The 20,764-nt window shown below is 40.8% G+C and carries 8 protein-coding genes; 7 read left to right on the top strand and 1 reads right to left on the bottom strand.

From position 1 onward, the window contains the following. The first annotated feature begins 4 nt into the window (after nt 1-4). From HMPREF0874_RS04220 to HMPREF0874_RS04205, 4 genes are all read left to right on the top strand, one after another. Nucleotides 5-1,060 (top strand): NAD(P)-dependent oxidoreductase, encoded by a 1,056-nt coding sequence (locus HMPREF0874_RS04220; RefSeq protein WP_004692912.1) that lies wholly within the window; start codon nt 5-7, stop codon nt 1,058-1,060. A gap of 235 nt (nt 1,061-1,295) precedes the next feature. Beyond that, a complete protein-coding gene (locus HMPREF0874_RS04215) occupies nt 1,296-2,372 on the top strand; it encodes an acyltransferase (protein ID WP_008601793.1) in 1,077 nt (358 codons plus the stop codon). 66 nt (nt 2,373-2,438) lie between these two features. After that, nucleotides 2,439-2,765 carry a hypothetical protein gene (locus HMPREF0874_RS04210; protein WP_008601791.1) on the top strand — a complete coding sequence of 109 codons (327 nt, stop codon included), beginning with the start codon at nt 2,439-2,441 and terminating at the stop codon, nt 2,763-2,765. Between the two features lie 431 nt (nt 2,766-3,196). Then, the gene (locus HMPREF0874_RS04205) at nt 3,197-5,566 is read left to right on the top strand and encodes an autotransporter outer membrane beta-barrel domain-containing protein (RefSeq protein ID WP_008601788.1); all 2,370 of its coding nucleotides are present in this window, start codon (nt 3,197-3,199) and stop codon (nt 5,564-5,566) included. Between the two features lie 621 nt (nt 5,567-6,187). Here the strand turns inward: HMPREF0874_RS04205 and HMPREF0874_RS04200 are convergent. Next, nucleotides 6,188-7,597 (bottom strand): YadA-like family protein, encoded by a 1,410-nt coding sequence (locus HMPREF0874_RS04200; RefSeq protein ID WP_008601786.1) that lies wholly within the window; start codon nt 7,595-7,597, stop codon nt 6,188-6,190. Between the two features lie 391 nt (nt 7,598-7,988). Between HMPREF0874_RS04200 and HMPREF0874_RS04195 the strand changes: the two genes are divergently transcribed. The 3 genes from HMPREF0874_RS04195 (at nt 7,989) to HMPREF0874_RS04185 (ending at nt 20,681) form a co-directional block, all read left to right on the top strand. Beyond that, complete coding sequence (locus tag HMPREF0874_RS04195; RefSeq protein ID WP_039965154.1) at nt 7,989-9,032, top strand: inverse autotransporter beta-barrel domain-containing protein; 1,044 nt, start codon at nt 7,989-7,991, stop codon at nt 9,030-9,032. Nucleotides 9,033-9,298: 266 nt separating this feature from the next. Next, on the top strand, nt 9,299-11,704 hold the full coding sequence (locus HMPREF0874_RS04190; RefSeq protein ID WP_008601782.1) for an S-layer homology domain-containing protein: 2,406 nt from the start codon (nt 9,299-9,301) through the stop codon (nt 11,702-11,704). A gap of 514 nt (nt 11,705-12,218) precedes the next feature. Then, nucleotides 12,219-20,681 carry a YadA-like family protein gene (locus HMPREF0874_RS04185; protein ID WP_008601780.1) on the top strand — a complete coding sequence of 2,821 codons (8,463 nt, stop codon included), beginning with the start codon at nt 12,219-12,221 and terminating at the stop codon, nt 20,679-20,681. The last annotated feature ends 83 nt before the right edge of the window (nt 20,682-20,764 follow it).

The following is a 20,764-nucleotide window of genomic DNA, read 5'->3' as shown; positions in this document are numbered from 1 at the left end:
ATTTATGAATGATGTTTTATCTTATGAGTTGGAACGCACTGCTAAAGATATTCATATTTTCTTATCTAAACTTTCAGGGAAAACTATTTTGATAACGGGGGCAACCGGATTCATAGGATCTATGCTCACCCGATTGTTTTTAGTTAGTAATATGAAATATGGAACAGATATTAATATTATTTGTTCCGTGAGAAATATAGAAAAGGCAGAGGCTTTGTTCTCTAACCTTAAGAATTCAGAACAGTTAGTCTATATTACTAATGGCCTTGTTGCATGTAATGATTCTGTTGATTATATATTTCACACTGCAGCACCTACTACATCTAAGTTTTTTGTTACACAGCCAGTTGAAACGTTAAATGGTAGCATTAGTACAACATTAGACGTCTTGCAATATGCAACAAAGAATAGAGTTAAAAAAATCGTATATTTATCCTCTATGGAACAATATGGTATTCAGCAAGTAGATTATCAAAATATGACTGAAGATGATTTAGGTTATATTAATCATTTAGATGTTAGAAGTTCGTATTCTGAAGGTAAACGTATTTGTGAATGTTACTGTAGTGCTTATTTTCATGAATATAATGTACCAATTTGTATTGCTCGCGTTGCACAATGTTTTGGTCCAGGTCTTTCACTTTTAGATAATCGTGTATCTATGCAATTTGCTAAAAGTGTTATGCATAATGAAAATATTATTTTACATACCAAAGGACAATCTGTATCAAACTTTTGTTATATAACTGATGTACTTTCCGCTTTGGTACTATTACTGTTTAAAGGAGAATGTGGAGAAGCATATAATATATGTAATAGTAATGAAACAAGAAGCATCAAAGATATTGCAAATTTAGTAGCGAAAGAAGTCGCTAAGGGTAAAATAGACGTGGTATTTGATATACCAGATAATGCCAATCAATATGGATATGCACATGATGTAAAATTTATTCTAAATAGTGAAAAAATCCAGTCGTTAGGGTGGAAACCCAAGATTAACATGGTAACAGGATATAGAAATTTAATTGATTATATAAAATATGAGAAGAACATCTCATAAGGGTAAAAAATAGTCGTACCGAATCGTATATGTTAAAAACAAGTATATTAGAGTAACTTGATAATATATAATTTGTAAAGACAGTTGATTATATCAGCTGTCTTTTTTATGTGTAAAAATTGTCACAACATTCTCATATATTTCATGTATTTTATGATGTATACAAGTCATCATGGTAGTTACTAGTTGGCGTAGTATTCATATAGTTTGAGAGGAAGAATATGAGGTATAGAGAATGAGAGCGAGCAATATTGAGTTGTTGCGTATCATTTCGATGATACTAATTATTATGCACCATTTCAGCGTGCACGGTTGTTTCCCCTTTACGCCAGATTTAACGTTTAATAAGGTGTTTCTCCAAGTATTTGGACTTGGAGGTAAGGCTGGTGTAGTCGCCTTTGTTATGATAACAGGCTATTTTATGATTTCTAGTAGCTTGAAGTTGCACAAGTTTGCCAAATTAGTTGGGCAAATATGGTTTTACAGCATTGCCATGCTCGGCATGGCTATGGGTTTAGGACTCGATACGGTGACATCACGAAATATGATGTTAGCCTTATTGCCCATTGGTGCCATGAGTTGGTTCGCCCAGAACTTTTTAGTACTCTATTTATTAACGCCTGTTATTAATCGAGTACTTCATTGGCTGCAGCATACATACTACGTTATACTCCTAGTGGTTTCCACGGTAATTTGGTTCTTAATGCCGACGGTGCTGAATTTGTGGCCTAATGTACCGCATACCACTTTTGGATTTAAACATATCTTTTCCTTTATCGTATTCTATTCGATGGGGGCGTACATCAAGCTGTACGGCTCACATATAACAAAGAAAATAGGTATTATTTTTAGCGCCATAGGCTTTGTAGGGGCCTTTCTAGGGGACATCCTCGTTGATGTACTAGCCATGACGAATCCAGTGTATATGAAACAGATTTTCTACTTTACACAAAATGATTATGGCTTCTTTCAATTGCTATTAGGCATTGGCTTATTTATTATTTTTTTGAAAGTAAAGATCACTTATCGTCCTTGGATCAATGCGGTAGCATCTACTACCTTTGGTATATACCTATTGCATGATAATAAGCTATTCCTTCATTACATGTGGGACAATGTATTAGCAACGTATCAGTACTATGATTCAATACTATTACCTCTGTATGCAGTTCTTGTAGTGGTGCTTATTTTTGTCATCGGTATGATTGTAGACTATGTGCGGTTAGATTTCATAGAAAAACCTGTGATGAAAGCAATCACGCCGAGCCTCGAGCGAATTCAGTCAAGGGTTGAGAAAGTAGTGCCATTATAATGCGATTATCAGTGTTTTTTGGTATAATATATAAGTATTCTTACCATAAAACGGGAGGTAATTATAATGCGTAAATTTTTATATATATTAGCGGCGTTGCTTGTATTAATTGGCATTAGCACAAATGATGTAGAAGCTCGTCAAGATGTGTATGCTACGACGTATCTTGGTAATAACTGGTATGTAGATCAAGACTCTGTAAAACGGGTGGGGGATATACTCAACTTTACGGTGTACACAACAGCAGGTCTTAGCTACAAAGTGACATCTAGTGATGACAACTATTACAATGCAGACGTATTTTACGATAATAATAAACTCGTATCGGATAATGGCCAATCTGTATGGAAGTCGCCAGGCATGATGGCAGCCATGCGCGTGGCCCGTAGATAAACAAAAAAGGCAGGAATTATTGATATGTCCTCCATTACTGAACATCTAGTAATGGAGGACATGTTACATAATCTCTGCCTTTTCTTTTGCTTTGGAAAAAGAAAATAGCCCTTCGTTACCAGTGACTGGAGAACTGAAAGGCCATTCCATCATATTCTTTATTCTTTTGGGATGAGCCCGACAGAACTACTCGTCTGGCTATCTACCTATATTAAAGGGATAAAGATATATATCGTCAAATTCGAATAAATGATAATATAGCTTTCAATAGATTTTTTTATAATTATGAGCAGCACTTAGGTGCCGCCTTTTTTTGTTATTTATTATTTTTTGATGATGAAACAGTTTTCTTATGTTTACAATAATAGCCTTATAAATTATAATTAAAAATGTTTAATTATAATTTATAGTGTGAATAAGAGAGGGTTATTATGAAACGCATGTGTAAAGCGAATTTATCCTTAGCGATTGCCCTGACGATTGCTAGCTCTGTAGTGCCGTATGTAATGGCAGAATATCCTGTTGTTAGTGCTGTTAAAGGTGAAACTTTAAACTTGGGAAAGGTACAAGGGACACTGTTTGGAATTGATGCAGATAATAAGAGTACTATTAATGCAGATTATGTATCTGGTAGACTAATGGATGGACGAAAGACTATCATTACTAGTCAAAATGGAAGTACTGTGAATATTAAAAATGGCGATCTTCAAGTTGGTCGTGACAGTAATCCACTTGTTATTACTAAAGGCGGTACTGTAAATCTCGGCGTAGATGGTAATAAGGGTAATTTTACTGGCCATGATATGTCCATTGAAGGCGATGTACGTATCGATGGTAGCAATACACATCCATCTGAAATTAATATCGGTGTAGATAGTGATGAAGTACTATGGACTGGCTTTGCTCTCAACTTAGCAGATAAGAATGCAAAACAGCCAAACCATATCAATGTATTTCTTGGTGATCGTGGTTATTGGGACCATATGTATCAAGGCGGTTTGAATGGTACTAGTTATAGCACAATGACAACTCCAAGCCGTGTACATCGTTTGGTCGGTTCAAAAAATCGTAATTTTGAATCCATAGTAACTCAAAGTGAGCATAATGAAATTCACATTGATAAATTAGAAGGCCATGTAAATTTTGTGTATGATCCAAATGGTGAGTATGATGATAAAGAGGATCCAAGTTATAAAGAGCGTGAAAATATTGTAAATGGATTGACTCCAGAATCATTCTGGGGTGGTGATGTTCATATTACAAGTGCGGCACCTAATTCCGGTGCTCATATGTACACGAGTCGTAAGGGCTTAGACTTGTCTACTGAGGATAATGTAAATAAAGTTTTGGATAATTTGGCGCATAAGGTGTACTACCATAATTATGTAAATGGTGAAAGAAATCTTCAAGGCACGGTTGCTATTGCTTCTGAAGGTGCTGAATCTGCGCGTTTTAAAGTATTAACCGAAGGTTATGCTAAGGAAGGTGCTGTTACGTGGCAGGCCGATAAAAATGGTCAGGGTAAATATGAGTATGGTAAGGTGCAACCGACTCCGAAGCCTGAGGTGAAACCGGCTCCGGTACCAACGCCTAAGCCTGAGGTAAAGCCAGCACCGCAACCGACTCCGAAGCCTGAGGTAAAACCGGCTCCAGTTCCAACGCCTAAGCCGGAAGTGAAACCAACACCGCAACCAACTCCGAAGCCTGAGGTAAAACCGGCTCCGGTTCCAACACCTAAGCCGGAAGTGAAACCAGCACCGCAACCGACTCCGAAGCCTGAGGTAAAACCGGCTCCGGTTCCAACACCTAAGCCGGAAGTGAAACCAACACCGCAACCGACTCCAAAAACTGAGGAAAAACAAGTACCAGCTCTTGAGCAGAATCCTCAGATGAATGTCAATATGGGTGCCTTTGATACGCCACATATGCGTGGTACTCGTTCCGCCATCATGAGTAATATTAATGGTTGGAGAACGTTGACAGATAATATGTATCGTTCACGCGTATTACAACAAGGTGAACCAACAGGTATTTGGGCTCGCGTTGGTGGAGGTAAATACAACTTTAATGGAAGCGGAATCGATACAGATACAACATACACGCGTATCCAAGGTGGTTACGATGCTAAAACTGGTAGCGGTTGGACCGTAGGTGGTCAAGTTTCTTATCTTCGTGGTAACGATGATTACGTTTTCAACGGCTCTGGTAAGGAAAAAGCCTTTGCTGTTGGTGCGTATGGTTTGAAAAATCTTGGTAACAACCAATATATCCATATTGAGTCCCAAGTAGGTCGTGCATCTAACGATTTCACTGTTCGTAATGAGATTGGTGAAAAATTTTCTGGTGAGACTAAAGCTAATGCGTATACAATTGGTGCACGCTATGGTAAAACCGTGAAACTTTCTAATGGTACATATATCGAGCCACAAGCACAATTGAGCTATACTCACTTTGGTGGTGATAGCTTCAATGCTGGCAGTATGAAAGTAGATCAGTCTGGTGTGAGCAGTACAGTAGGCGGTCTTGGCCTTGAAATCGGTAAACATTTCGGCGCAGGTAATCTATATACTCGTCTTGGTGTTAACCATGCATTCTCTGGTACAGTAAAAACTACATATACTAGTGGTGCTACTACTAAATACACTTCCGAGGACATTAAAGGCACTTGGACAGATTTAGCCTTTGGAGGTCGCTACGGTTTTAATGCAAATAACAGCATCTTTGCTGATATTAGTACAGGTCTATCTGGTGATTATAAGGCCGGTTGGTCTGTAAATGCAGGATTTACACATAAATTTTAAGCGAATTATTAATAGATAGGAGCGATTTTAGTACATCGATAATTGCATGACAGGTAAAGTCGTCTATTGATTCATTCATATATTTCTTTAAAACGTTTCTTATTGTATCGAGCATTAGTTCGACTTATAATAGGATTAGGATAGCCAACGAGGTTGGGCCTCTCTTCGTTAATGAAGGGAGGGGTGTCTATGAGTGATTATGAGTTAATCATGCTAATTCTAGAGGTAATAACTGTAGTTATTGCCTTTGGAGCACTTGTGGCTCTTATTTGTCTTGGAAAAGACAAATAGCCCTTCGTTACCAGTAACTGGATAACTGAAAGGCCATTTCATCAATTATTTATAGTTCTGAGATGAGCCTAACGGAACCACTCGTCTGGCTATCTACTTATATTATAGGGATAAAAATATATATCGTCAAATTGAGATGAAATACATTATTATAATAACTACATATAAATAATGATAAAAGCTGTACATACATAGATTAGACTGAACGGCTTTGATGTCAAAACGAATGTAACATCAAAGGCGGTTCAAAAATCGATTATGTGTGTACAGCTTTTTGGTTTTAGTGTGTTTTTGTGAAAGTAGTCATAGGACTACCATAAAGGGATCTTATTATTTTTCAAGTTTGTCTACTAAGCGTTTTACTGTTTCTTGTAGATCTTTATTTTGAGCTTCTAATGCTTGTACGCGTTGTTCTAGTGCGTTATAAGAGGCAGGGGACATAGCAGTAGATAAAGATTTTCCTGGTCTATAGGTGATGCCTACATTGGCCATAACGTGATTGTTCATCGTAAACCCTGTGGTGAGTAAAAGATTATCTTTGTGATAATAGCCTACACCTAGAGCTACTGCATTTGCATTTTTATAATGACCGTAGCCCGCCATGTATTGAACGCGATTATCCGGATCATATGGTAATGGATGTAATGCAGCTAATGCAGCGGCACGAGCATCACCTTTATTGGATTCCGATTCAACACGTTGTACCTCTTGAGATACATGTTGTACAGATTTTTCAATAGTGCTAATAGAATTATTAAGCTGTTGACTTGTACTTTTACCAAGGGTATCAATCATTTGATGAACGCCGTAGAGTTGGGATCCGTTGACCGCATCTGTAGAGGTAGCACTCACGCGACCTGCTGCGAGATTGGTGATCGTCCGTTCCTTGCCCTTAGCCCCTACGGATACTGTTGATACAGGGGCAGTGCCGGCATAGTTGACGGTAGTACCATTTTCAAAGGTATGACTTGCTGTACCGACTACATCGCCGTCAGCGGAATCATTGCCAAGGACAACTCCGTTTTTTAGAGAGGTAGTCACATTATTGCCGAGAACAAAGGTGTTTTCTCCAGAAATATGGTTGTAATTACCTATACTGTAAGAATTGGCCGCATCAATAGCTGTTTTACCGTATTGGCCTTGACCGAATACGCCAGATGCAGTCGCTTTTTCAGATAGTGTGTTATAAGAGCCTACGGCCAAACCTTTCGCGGCATTTACATTCACATAATGCCCTACGGCAAGGTTGAACTGACCATTTACTGTCGAATTTGACCCGATGGCTACAGAATTGCTGGCTTTACTGTTAGCACCCTGGAAGTTCCCAATCCACACGTTTTTATCACCTGCGGATTTTTCCCCTGATTGAGTCCCCATGACAATGGAGTTCGTCAACTGGCTTGCATTACCTGCGGCGAAACCGACGGTTATGTTAAAATCGCCAGTACTGTCTCGAAATGACTTCGCCCCAAGGTTGATATTGCCACCGCCTGATGAGCCGGCCCCAGCAGCTGAACCTAAGGCTATGTTATTGCCTTGGGCATTGGGCCCCTTTCCTTTTCCGTTCGCCGCACCGGCATTCTCACCGAGGGTGATGTTGCCGCCTGTTCCTGCGGTGAAAGTTTGACCTTCCTTGCCGATGTTACCATTGTTATCAACGATATTAACCGGCGCCGCATAAACTGAGGCGGATAAAGCTACCATTACAACACTTGCTAATACAAAACGTTTCTTACTCATCGTATACACTCCTTTGTGTACAAACAAACTTTCACAAAACTTTCATAAAAAGACTTACATGGCTACTATAATACCAAAAAGGTATATTGTAAATAGAATATTCACATAATTTCAATAAATATACAATATATTCTATAGGTATTTATAGTTGATAAGAAATCTTTGACACATAATTATAAAGTTTAAATATTTATTTATTCTATCAATTGCAATCTATATGCATTGACAATTCTCTATATATTTATATAAAATAGAAATAATTTCATGTTTTGTTCATGATAAAATCATGAGTCATCGGCGTGTGTAATCGTGTGTAATGATGTATTAAGTACATAATTAAGTAAATAATTATGTGCGTAATGAAAAGTGTGTTTGTACGTAAGAGTGTGTAATGAAATATATAGTTGTGTTAGTAGTGGCCCTGTGTATGTCCGTTATGCCCGTGTTGGGAAAACAGGTGGACAGAACAGCGCAGCCTATGCAGGGGACTACGGTAAAACAAGTTCATAGTGAAAGTAAGACTGTATTATCTGACGACTCAGATACCTTCCATGTTAATTCGTCTCATACTCCGGATCATGTCATCGGTCAGGGCGGATTGGAGATGCCGGACTCCACAGATAAAAAGACGACTCGTTATTCCGATACGGATGCAGTCAACTCTGCGTTGCAGGCAGTGGTTATGACTGGTGTTCATTCCGCAATGCACGGATCGAAGGCGAAGCCCTGGATGCAGAGAACCGTCGTGTCATTGCGCTTTCAGAAAAATTGGAAGCCCTTGTATGGTGTGGAAACATTGCAGCCACTAGGTCATTATGATGAGACATCTCGCTATGTGTGGTTTACACAGGAGCGTTTGGCGAATGCACCGGATACAGGGACGACGGCGAATGTGGGTATCGGCTATCGCCGAATTGCTGCGAACGATGACCATTATTACGGTGGTAATCTGTTTTATGACCATCGGTTCAGAGGCAATCACGGTCGCATGAGTGTCGGGCTGGAGTATGTGTCGGGGATCGGTGCGTTTCGCATGAACTGGTATCGCGGTATGTCCAGCGAGCGTTCCCTTGATGGTGCGACACGCTTGGAAAATGTGTCTAACGGATATACTGCGGAATATGGGACTAGCTTTAAGAATGCTCGTTGGGCGCGCGTGTACATGGAAGCCTATCGTTGGCAGTTGCGGCGTAGTGAGGATAAGCATGGCTTGCGCATCGGTACGGAGTTGCAGCTCACACCAAGGATTTCCGTGGACATGGGCTATAATAAGCCGGAGCATAAGCACGGTAGCCCTTACGGTAAGGTTATGTTCCGTCTAGCCGGTGTCGATACGGCTTGGTTTGGTGGTAACCATCGATCGGATGCAAAAGCATCGGTTCGTGCAAATATGCTGGAAAATGTGCGTCGCCAACATACGGTGCACGTTGATTGATAGATTGATATATATATATATATTTATTATTTTGATAAAAGTAGCATAAGAATCTATATTTATTTTTTAGATAAAAGCAATATAGAGAACTGTTTTATCGTATCAGATGGTTGTCATCTGATATGAAAAGACAGTTCCTTTTTTTATACATTAATTCATAAAAATTTATTTTGTTTACAAAATAGAAAAAGAGTGGCACAATATTCATGAAAATATAATGAAGAATAAGTTACACGTGGGATTCATTAGGGAATGGAGAGGATAAAATGAGCAAGCGTAAACTTATATTATCTGTGTTGATTAATGGTGTGTTGTTATCGAGCCTATATGTGGCCGGAGCGGTGGATGTGGCACCGGGCAGCGGTAATGGTGTAGCTATCGGTACGGGCAGTAGTGCACCGAAGGCGGAAAACGTAGCCATTGGTAAAGGTGCCGGCATTTCTTACTCGAACGGTGCTAGTACGGCTACAGGTGATGTAGCTATCGGCAATGGAGCAGGTATTAATAACTATGCTAGCCAGGGCGGTAGTATAGCTATCGGTAAAAATGCAAAGGTTGAAAATATGGCCGGTGGTGGAGAGGCTAGTTTTGCGTTAGGGCAAACGACCTATAGCGGGGGGCTGCTTTCTCCTGCCAGAATTCCTGCGGATCCTACAAAGGTGGTAGGTAGTGTCGCTATCGGTGATAATACATTTGCTCGTACCGGTAGTACCATGATTGGGTCTCATAATTATAAAGGGGACCTTGGGGATACTACTGTGGATAGTGCATCCACAAGAAAAGATGCATTAAATGTATATGCTACAACAATTGGTGCTAATAGCTTTAGTAATGGGGCTTTCACTACAAGTACAGGTGTATATAATATTATCTCCAGTGATTATAATGGTGGACGATTTGCAAATTATACAAAGAATTTTGGTGCCACCATTAATGGTACATTGAATAGCATTGAATCGAAAACGGGTAGCTATTATTCGGGTGTTGCGAACAGTATTGTAGGTACTGCCAATCGAACCTTTAACTCCAATGGGTCTCTCGTATTTGGTGCTGGGAATGAAATAACGAATTCTGTAACCAGTATTTCAGCGCCAAGTTCGGGCGGTAATTCCGCTAAGGAATTATCTGAGAAATTACGTTCCGCTGTCAAAAATTCTAATGGTGGCGGTTCTACTATGGCATTTGGTAGCGGTAATAAGGCGGATTATACACTTCGCTCTGCACTTATGGGTGTAAATAACACATTGACTGGCTCTCAAGGCAAAGAAAGTAAGAATACCATGTTAACGGGCTTTCACAATACGGCGGATAAGGTGTCCAATACGACCGTAATAGGGTCTGAAAATACGGTGACTAATTCTAAGAACAGTCTTGTGATGGGGGATAATCGTGAGGTAAAAGACGCCAATCATGCGGTTCTTATCGGTTCTACAGACAGCAAGACTACGACATCTGTTAATAATGCGGTCGCTGTCGGACATAATACGAATGTAACCGTAGAGGGCGGCGTTGCATTGGGCAGTGAATCGAAGGCTACTGTGGCGGCTGGATCCGTTGGGTATGATCCGAGTACAAAGGCACAGTCCACGAATACGGATTCTACGTGGAAGGCGACTAAATCGGCCGTATCTGTCGGTGATGCAAATAACAATATTACGCGTCAGATTACATCCGTAGCAGCCGGCACAAAGGATACGGATGCGGTGAATGTGGCACAGCTCAAAAAGTTGCAAAATCAAGTGAATGCGAACGGCTCCACTACCGTCAGTGCAGGTAAGCATATTAATGTGACAACTACGACGAACGGAACGACTAAAGATTATAAGGTAAGCCTATCTGACGATATAACAAATCAGATTACAAATAACACGACAAACATTAACAATATACAAGGTGATGTGACCAATATTAAAAAGAATGTAACCAATATTCAGGGCGACATTACTAATATCAAGCAGGATGTAACGAATATGGGGCGGAATGTAGCTCGTCTCGATAAAAAGGTCAACAAATCTGTGGCTGGAGCGGCTGCACTTGCCGCCTTGCATCCGTTGGATTTCGATCCTGATGCAAAATGGGACTTTGCTGCTGGTTATGGCCACTATCATGATGGCAACGCCGCTGCATTGGGGGCTTTCTACAGACCGAATGAGGACTTGCAATTTAGTGTAGGATCTACTGTCGGTAATGGCGAAACCGTTGTGAATGCCGGTATGTCTGTGAAAGTTGGTGCTCACAGTAATGTATCTCGTTCTCGTGTGGCCATCGGTAAGGAAGTTTTGGAACTTAAGAAAACTGTAGCGGTACAAAATGCACAGATTCAAAAGTTGACGGCTCTTTTGAATGGATTAGCCGGAACGAATATGAAAGCAGACCGCAGCACATTATTCCCTGATGTGCCGAATAATCACTGGGCATATGCGGCGGTTAGCGATCTATCTCGACGTGGTCTTGTAGAAGGCTATCCTGATGGTACATTCGGAGGAGATCGTATGTTGACCCGCTATGAATTTGCTCAAATTGTGTACCGAGCTATTCAAAACGGTGTTGCTGTCGATGATCGACTCGTATCTGAATTTGGTCCTGAAATGGCGTTATTCCGTGTGGATACTATTGCCAAGAATCATGAAGGACAACCAACTATTGAACGTGTAAGGGTCAATAAAAAATAGAATACTTATATATATGATTTATATTGTGAAAGCCGAGGCTTTAGGGCCTCGGCTTTTTCGTGTACCTGTAGGGGATTTTTTTCTGTATATAAAATTATCTTATCTATGAAAGTACTAAACTGAAAAGTCTAAAAATATGAAATTGATTACGTAATTACAATAATCGTTATATTCCGATATGTGGATTTATCGTAAATTTTGATAGGAAAGATGATGATTTTATTTCTTAAAATTAAAAAGTATTAAAATAGAAATAAATAAATGACAAAAATGAAGAAAAGATGAAAAAGTTGTTTACAAGATAGAAATTTTTTGATATTGTATTGCCGTGGATGAGTATATGATGAAGAATCATGAATAATTATAGTATTCAGATCGTAATTTGGAATACTAATATTTGGTGTAAGAAGTGTAGATGATAATTAATCTTTATACTTCTTCTTTTTATTATCTTTGCAATATTATGCAACACAAGTGGTGTGTTTTACTGAGTTTTCGGTAAGAAAGGATAATCATGAATCGAATTTATAATGTTATTTGGAGTAAGACAAAAAAATGCTACGTTGTAGTATCTGAAATTGTAAAAACAGGTGGCGGTAAGGTAAAATCCGTACAAAGCGGTACAACCTGGGCGCGCATGAGTGCAGTTATGGCGGTGGCTGCATTATTAATGGGTGGTAATATTACTACAGTTAATGCTGCTACATATACTGCTATGACGATTAATGATGTAAATGGCGCTGGTTATGCTACTGGTAATGTAGTTTATAGTGAAGGTAGTTATTTATATAATTATCAAAACCCTGGGAACCTGACACCATTTGATAATAGTCATTTGTATAATGGTACAGATAGAGGTAACTATACAGAAAATAGTTTTGCTGGCATTGCTATCGGTAAAAATACAAATATTCAGGAAACTGGTAATCCAACTTATTATTCCGGTTTAGCTATCGGTAACTATGCTCAGGCCACAGGTGGTATTTCTTTTGCTTTAGGTCATTATGCTCAGGCTTTATCACCATCTGCTATGGCTCTTGGTACAGCTACAAAGGCGAGCGGATTTAACTCCTTGGCTATGATGCGTCAATCCGCTGCAGAAGGTGAGTTCTCCGCAGCATTAGGTACTGCATCTTGGGCAAAGGGTAATGGTAGTTTCGCCATGGGTTATTCTGCTACAGCAAAAGCGGATCAATCCATTGCAATTGGTGCAGCAGAAACTATAAAATTGCCTGGTCAACAACATGGTACTCCTAGTGCACAATATAATGCCAATGGTAATACCGTAACAGAAGGTGTTCGTTCTCTTGCATTTGGTACAAAGGCGAGAACATCTACTGCTGCAGCTGACTCTATGGCATTCGGTTCCTCATCCAGTACTGGTGGCGCTAATGCGGTAGCTATGGGTTATAGTGCTAATGCTAGTGCAGAGAATGCCTTTGCTATCGGTAATACGGCGCAATCATCCGCACAAAATGCGGTAGCGATGGGTAAAAGTGCCAATGCAAGTGGTGTAAGCAGCTTTGCCATGGGTAGTAGCTCTAATGCTGCTGGTGCTGATGCTATCGCTATGGGTAGTTCTTCCCAAGCCAAATTATCGAACTCTATCGCATTAGGTGGTAATGCAAAATCCTTGGGTGCTGATGCGCTTGCACTTGGCGGTGCGGCTAATGCATCTAAAGATGGTGCCATTGCAATCGGTAAAGAAGCGAAAGCAAACAATACTAATACGACAGCTATCGGTCTTGGTGCTACTGTTACAGGTACTAACTCCATGGCTATCGGTACAAATGCCGTTGCAGAATCCAATAATTCCTTGGCATTGGGTACTGGTACGGAAGTAAGAGGTGCCTTGGTTAATGGTTACTCTGCTTTCACTAATCAACAAAACAACAATGTTGCAAACGGTGTAGTTGCGGTAGGTAACGTAGGTTCTGAACGCCGTATCATCAATGTAGCAGGTGGTGAAAACGATACTGACGCAACAAATGTAAAACAATTAAAATTTGTAAACAGTAACTTGGCAAAATCCATCGCAGGTCCTACATATACGGGCTATGAAGCGAATGGTTCTACATATAAAGCGCCTGATTTCAATATCAAGAACAGCACGTATCATACGGTAAAAGAAGCTGTTGAAGCGGCGCAAACGAATTTCTTCAGTGCTAAAGGCACATCTGCCGATGCGAACTACGATAACACAGGTGCTACAGGCAATAATGCGACAGCAGCCGGCGTACGTACTTCCGCAGCAGGTAACTTTGCGACAGCTGTCGGTGCTGATGCAACTGCAGCGAATGCGAATAGCACTGCAATCGGTTATAAAGCTAAATCCAGTGTAGATGACGGCGTTGCATTGGGTGCAAACTCCATTGCTTCCGTTGCGGCGGGCAAAGCAGGCTATAATGTGAAAACTGCAGACAGCCGTACAAATGGATATAGCGGATTGACAGGCGCTGCGTTGACATCCACTATGGGTGCAGTGTCCGTAGGTGACGGCGGTACAAAAACTCGTCAGATCACAAATGTGGCTGCAGGTACAGCTGATACTGACGCTGTTAACGTGGCACAATTGCGCAATGTTAATTTGAAAGTAGCTGGTAACACTGGTAAAAACGACGTTTTATTAGATAACCAAACATTGACTGTAAAAGGCGATGGTTCTTATGTTACGACATCTGTTAACAACCAAACAATCGATGTGACGTTGACTGATGCAACTAAGAATAAAATCGATAATGCGGCAAATAAAGACTTGTCCAACATTACAGACGGCGGTAAATCCGTTATTCGTGATGAAGCGCAAAAAGCAGTAAAGGTTGTAGCTGGTAAAAACACAACGATTACAGAAGGTACTGACGGTACATATAAAACATATAAAGTTGACGTAGATGCTCCTGACTATCAATTAGTTGAAAATAGCAGTGCTGCTGATAAAGCTTACACTGTATCTGGCAATAAAGTTGACTTAACAGTACAAGATGCTAAAAATCCTGCGAATAAGAAAACTGTAACTATCAAGGATATTGCGTCTAAAACAGAACTTGATACTACAAAAACAGAGCTTATTAATAAAGGCTTGAAATTCGATGCTGATAATGGCGGCGAAAAAACAAATAAATTGGGCTCCAAGGTAACTGTAGCTGGTGATGGTACTAACATCGACACTACAATTACGCAAACTGGCGACGATACAACGATTAAGGTTGCATTGGGTCAAGATATCAATGTTAATACGGTAACAGCTACAAAAACTGTAAAAGCTGGTACTGCTACAATGGGTACCCAATCTGTAACAGATAACAAAAGTGCTGCTCAGAACGGTAACTTTGTATCCGGTTTGGACAATAAAAATTGGACATTAACTGATCCTGCCTATGTATCTGGCCGTGCGGCAACAGAAGATCAACTTAAGATTGTGAGCGATGCTGTGAAAGCAGCTAACGCGGCTAACGCAAGTTCTACGGACTATCGTTTAATCGCTAATCCAAACAATGCGGCAGACGGCTCTTATAAGGTTGAAAACAATCAAGTAGACTTGAAAGTAAAAGACGAAAAATCCAGTGACGTTAAAACTGTAACAATTAAGGATATTGCGTCCAAAACTGAACTTGATAAGGTAAAAGATCGTTCTGTGAAATACGATGGTGAAACTAACAAAGATACAGTAACTTTGGAAGGCCCTAACGGTACAAAAATCACTAACTTGAAGGACGGTAACGTAGCAGCTGGTTCTAAAGATGCTGTAAACGGCGGTCAATTACATCAAGTTAAACAGGATCTTGGCGATCAAATCACAAATACTAAGAATGATTTAAACAATAAGATTGATACAACTAAACAAGATCTTATCGACAAAGGCTTGAAATTCGACGCTAATACAGGCGGCGAAAAAACAAATAAGTTGGGCTCCAAAGTAGCAGTTAAAGGGGATAACTCCAATATCATTACGGAAATCTCTCAAGACGCTAACGGCGACAGCACAATTGATGTGAAACTTGGTAAAAACCTTAATGTAGAGACAATTACTGCAACCGGTGCAAACGGCAAAGACGGTAAAATCGGCATCAACGGTAAAGATGGTGTAACAACTAACATTTCCGTTACTCGTGACGGTCAACCTGGTGTAGACGGCGCTCCTGGCACGACTACAACACGTATTACGTACCAAAAACCTGATGGCTCCAACGAAGAAGTGGCAACCTTGAACGACGGCCTTAAATTCAAAGGTGACATGGGTGCTACATCCAATGTTAAGCTTAACAAACAAGTGGACATCAACGGTGGTGTAACAAGCGCTTCTGATCTTGCTACAGGCAATAATATCGGTGTTACTTCTGCGGCTGTTGGCGCTGATGGCAATGCAAAATTACAATTGCAATTGGCGAAAAACTTGACTGGCTTGCAATCCGTAACGGCATCCGACACTGTGAAAGCAGGCACTGCCACTGTAGGTAATCATACGGTAGCGGATAAAAAAGGTGGCAACCAAACTGGTAATTTTGTAACAGGCTTAGATAATAGAGCTTGGGACATTTCAGATCCTACGTATGTAGAAGGACGCGCAGCGACAGAAGACCAACTTAAGAAGGTTAGCGATGCATTGAAAGCGTCTAATGCAAGTGCTACAGATTACCGCTTAATTGCTAATCCGAACAACGCGGCAGATGGTTCCTATAAGGTTGAAAACAATCAAGTAGACTTGAAGGTAAAAGACGAAAAATCCAGTGACGTTAAAACTGTAACGATTAAGGATATTGCGTCTAAAACTGAACTAGATAATGTAAAAGATCGTTCCGTAAAATATGACGGTAACACAGGCCATGACACAGTAACATTGGAAGGCCCGGACGGCACAAAGATTACCAACTTGAAAGACGGTAATGTAGCGGCTGGTTCTAAAGATGCTGTAAACGGCGGTCAATTACATGATGCTAAAAATGAACTTATCAATACAGGTCTTAAATTTGATGCCAATGTAGGTGGCGTAAAAACTAACAAATTAGGCTCCACGGTTACAATTCAAGGTGAAGGTACTGCAGCTGACGCTGATTATAGCGGTGAAAACCTCAAAACTTTCATCAATCAAGATGCGGCAACAGGTAACACGACGATTGACGTGAAGATGAACAAAAACCTTAAAGCTGAATCTGTAAAGGTTGGCAAAAATGGTAAGGACGGCGTATCTATTACAGGTCCTGACACAGCGAACGGTACAGATGGCAAGGTAGCTGTGACTGATAAAAACGGTAAAGAAGCAGTTTCTATTTCCGGTAAGGACGGCGTAGGCCACATTGGCTTGACAGGCCCTGCTGGAACGAACGGCGTGAACGGTACTAATGGTATCGACTTGTCCGTGAAACCTGGTTACGACGATCCTGCGACAGGCGTTAAAGGTGAAAAAGGCGTTGATGGTACAAATGGTCTTACACGTATCGTTTACAAAGACGGCAATGGCGAACACCAAGTTGCGACTATGGAGGACGGTTTACAATTCACTGGTAACAATTCTGGTACCGTGAATAAACAAAAATTGAACTCCTTGGTGAAAGTACAAGGTGAAGGCGTAACTGAAGCTGAATCCGCTGCATTCAAGAGCGCATCTGGCAACATCAATGTAAAAGCTGATGGCACTGACAAATTGGAACTTCAATTGGCGAAAGACCTTAAAAATCTTGATTCCGTAACAGCCGCTAAGACTGTGAAAGCAGGCGGTGCTACTATGGGTGGTCAAACTGTTAACAACACAGCTGGCGACAGCGAAACAGGCAATTATGTAACAGGCCTTGATAATAAAGATTGGGATGCAAATAAGATTGTATCTGGTCGTGCGGCAACAGAAGATCAATTGAAAAAAGCGTTGGATGCTCAAAGTGCTAACTCCACTGATTATCGTTTGATCAGAAATCAAGCAGCAGGCTCCAATGGAGACTACACTGTGGATGCGAACGGCGATGTAGCGTTGACTGTACAAGATAAGAATCATCCAGATAAAACAGAAACCGTTACCATCAAAGACGTTGCTTCTAAATCCAAACTTGATAAATTGAATGACCGCGCTGTTAAGTATGATTTGGATCCTACTGGTAATCCTGATAAATCCAAGGTAACTTACGAAGGTCCTGCATATAACAATAAGCAAGGCGGTACTCACGTAACGAATGTGGCATATGCTACAGGCAACGATGGTAGCGAAGCGGTTAATGTAGACTACTTAAATGACAAAATCAAAGATAGTGCAGACGCATTGACTAATAAAGGTTTGAAATTCGATGCTAATCAAGGCGGAGAAAAAACTAATAAGCTTGGCTCTAAAGTGACTATTAAAGGTGAAGGCACGGCAGCTGACGAAGATTACAGCGGCGAAAACCTTAAAACTTTCATCACACAAGACCAAACATCTGGTGATACAACTATCAACGTAAAGATGAATAAAAACCTTAAAGCTGAATCCGTGAAGGTTGGCAAAGACGGTAAGAACGGCGTGTCCATTACAGGTCCTGATAACGGTACAGACGGCAAGGTAGCTGTGACTGGTAAGGACGGTAAAGAAGCTGTATCTATTTCTGGTAAAGACGGCGTAGGTCACATCGGTCTTAACGGTAAAGACGGCCATAGCGCTGACATTTCTGTTGAAAAAGGTGATCCAGACCTCAACGGTAACGAAATCACTCGTATCAAATACACTGATGAAAAGGGTAAGACACATCAAGTGGCAACCAAAGATGACGGTATGGCATATGGTGGTGACAACGGCGACGTTATCAAGAAAAAACTTAATGAACAATTGGACATTAAGGGCGGCGTAACAAACGAAGCTGATTTGACTGAAAACAATATTGGCGTTATCAGCAAAAATAATATTCTCAATGTTCGTTTGGCAAAAGACCTTAAAGACTTGAACTCCATTACTTTCAACAACGGAGCTAATGGTGCAAATGGTAAAACCGTTGTAAACGGCGAAGGCATGACTATTAATGATGCAGCAGGTAATCCATTGACAGCTGTTACAAAAGACGGCGTGAAGATTACTGATGGTCCATCCATGACGAAAGATGGCATCGATGCAGCTGGTAATAAAATTACAAACGTTCAAGACGGTAATGTTGCAAAAGATAGCAAAGACGCTGTAAACGGTGGCCAATTGCATGATGCTGTTGAAAGCCTTAAATCCAAAGGCTTCGGTCTAGAAGCAGAAGACGGCCAATCTGTGAAAAAAGCTCTTGGTGAAACTGTTAAAGTTAAAGGTGATGACACGAATATCAAAACATCCGTAGACGACGGCGCTGTTAAGGTAGAATTGAAAAAAGACATCACTGTAGACACTGTAACAGCTACCACTGTAACAACAGGCGACACTAAGATGGATACAAACGGCGTTACTATCAAGGACGGCGCTAATGAAGCAACTAAGTTGACTAAAGACGGCTTGCAAATCAATGATGGTGGTAATAAAGCTGTTACTATCAACAAAGATGGCTTAACAATCGAAAACGGTCCTAAGGTAACAAAAGAGGGTATCGATGCGGCTGATAAGAAGATCACTAATGTAGCTGATGGTACTATTGGCGCTGGTAGCAAGGACGCTGTAAACGGCGGTCAATTGCATACAGCTATTGAAGACATCAAATCCACAGGCTTCGGTCTTAAAGCAGAAGACGGTAACTCCGTGAAGAAACCTCTTGGCGAAACAATTGACCTAAAAGGTGACGGTAATATCAAAACTTCTGTTGATAACGGTGCTATCAAGATGGCCTTGAACGATAAGATCACTCTTGGTCAAGACCCAGCAAAACAAGTTAAGATTGACGGTTCCGAAGGTACTGTTACAGCCGGCAATGGCGATAAAGAAGTTAAGTTGGATGGCTCTGCAGGAACGATTACAGCCGGTAAAGGTGATAATCAAGTTAAAATCGACGGCAACAACGGTTCTGTAACGGCAAATACTGTGAAAGCCGGTGACGTAGTTGTAGGTAAGCAAACTTCCGACGGTAAAGAAGGCAACTTCGTAACAGGTTTGGATAACAAAACTTGGGATCCTGAAAACCCTGTAGCTGTTCCTGGTCGTGCGGCGACAGAAGATCAATTGAAAGCTGTTAATGATGACTTCAACAACAAGGCTAGAACAGGCCGTGTATTCCAAGGTGACCAACTTGGCGATAGCGGTAAAGTGGTTCGTGGATTGGGAGATACTATGAACCTTACTGGTGGTGCTGATGTGAACCGTTTGGCAGATAATAATATCGGTGTTGTGAAAAACGCTGCTGGTGATGGCTATAACATCAAGTTGGCTAAAGACTTGAAAGGTCTTGAGTCCGTAACGACTACGGATGCTGCTGGTAATACAACTGTTATAAACGGTGGCGGTATGACAATTACACCTGCTCAAGGTAATGCTGTAAGTCTTACTAAAGACGGCCTCAATAACGGTGGTAATAGAATTACTAATGTAGGCCCTGGTGTAGATGGTACTGATGCGGTTAACGTAAATCAATTGAGCAGTGCTATGCGTAGCGTGGATGGTAAAATCGCTGATGTAGGTGCTACTAGTGCAGCTATTTCTGGCCTCAAACCATTACAATATGATCCATTGGAACCAACTCAAGTATTGGCTGCTGTAGGTCATTATAAAGGCAGCACCGCTGCAGCTGTAGGCGTGGCGCACTATACTAATGAATCTACAATGTTCCATATGGGCGTATCTCTTGGCGGTCATGACAACATGATTAATGCGGGCGTATCCTACAAATTCGGTACTTCCGATGCGAAGAAAGCGGTTCCTGCACGTTATAAGGCCGGCCCTATCAGCTCCGCGTATGTATTGCAGGATGAAGTGACTGCATTGAAAGCTGAAAATGAACGTATGAAACAACATGATCTAGAGTTAACTGCTAAATACGATCAAGTACAACGCGATAATGAAGAAATGAAAGCTCAAATCGCATTGTTGATGCAACAAGCAGGTCTTACAAAATAATCGAATCTGAATATTCGAGTTCTTAACCACTCATGTAAGGATTGTGAAAGCCGCCCTTTCCGGGGCGGCTCATCATAAGGAGG

Origin of the sequence: Veillonella sp. 6_1_27 (assembly GCF_000163735.1) — a bacterium.
Classification (GTDB): Bacteria; Bacillota; Negativicutes; order Veillonellales; family Veillonellaceae; genus Veillonella; species Veillonella parvula_A.
Note: the sequence above shows the minus strand (reverse complement) of the source record. Positions and strands in the feature narration are given on the sequence as shown.

What these genes read in the sequence shown, in the direction of transcription:
- HMPREF0874_RS04215 (WP_008601793.1), top strand. Translation starts at nt 1,296, where the DNA reads ATGAGAGCGAGCAATATTGAGTTGTTGCGTATCATTTCGATGATACTA.
- HMPREF0874_RS04220 (WP_004692912.1), top strand. Translation starts at nt 5, where the DNA reads ATGAATGATGTTTTATCTTATGAGTTGGAACGCACTGCTAAAGATATT.
- HMPREF0874_RS04200 (WP_008601786.1), bottom strand. Translation starts at nt 7,597, where the DNA reads ATGAGTAAGAAACGTTTTGTATTAGCAAGTGTTGTAATGGTAGCTTTA.
- HMPREF0874_RS04190 (WP_008601782.1), top strand. Translation starts at nt 9,299, where the DNA reads ATGAGCAAGCGTAAACTTATATTATCTGTGTTGATTAATGGTGTGTTG.
- HMPREF0874_RS04195 (WP_039965154.1), top strand. Translation starts at nt 7,989, where the DNA reads ATGAAATATATAGTTGTGTTAGTAGTGGCCCTGTGTATGTCCGTTATG.
- HMPREF0874_RS04185 (WP_008601780.1), top strand. Translation starts at nt 12,219, where the DNA reads ATGAATCGAATTTATAATGTTATTTGGAGTAAGACAAAAAAATGCTAC.
- HMPREF0874_RS04210 (WP_008601791.1), top strand. Translation starts at nt 2,439, where the DNA reads ATGCGTAAATTTTTATATATATTAGCGGCGTTGCTTGTATTAATTGGC.
- HMPREF0874_RS04205 (WP_008601788.1), top strand. Translation starts at nt 3,197, where the DNA reads ATGAAACGCATGTGTAAAGCGAATTTATCCTTAGCGATTGCCCTGACG.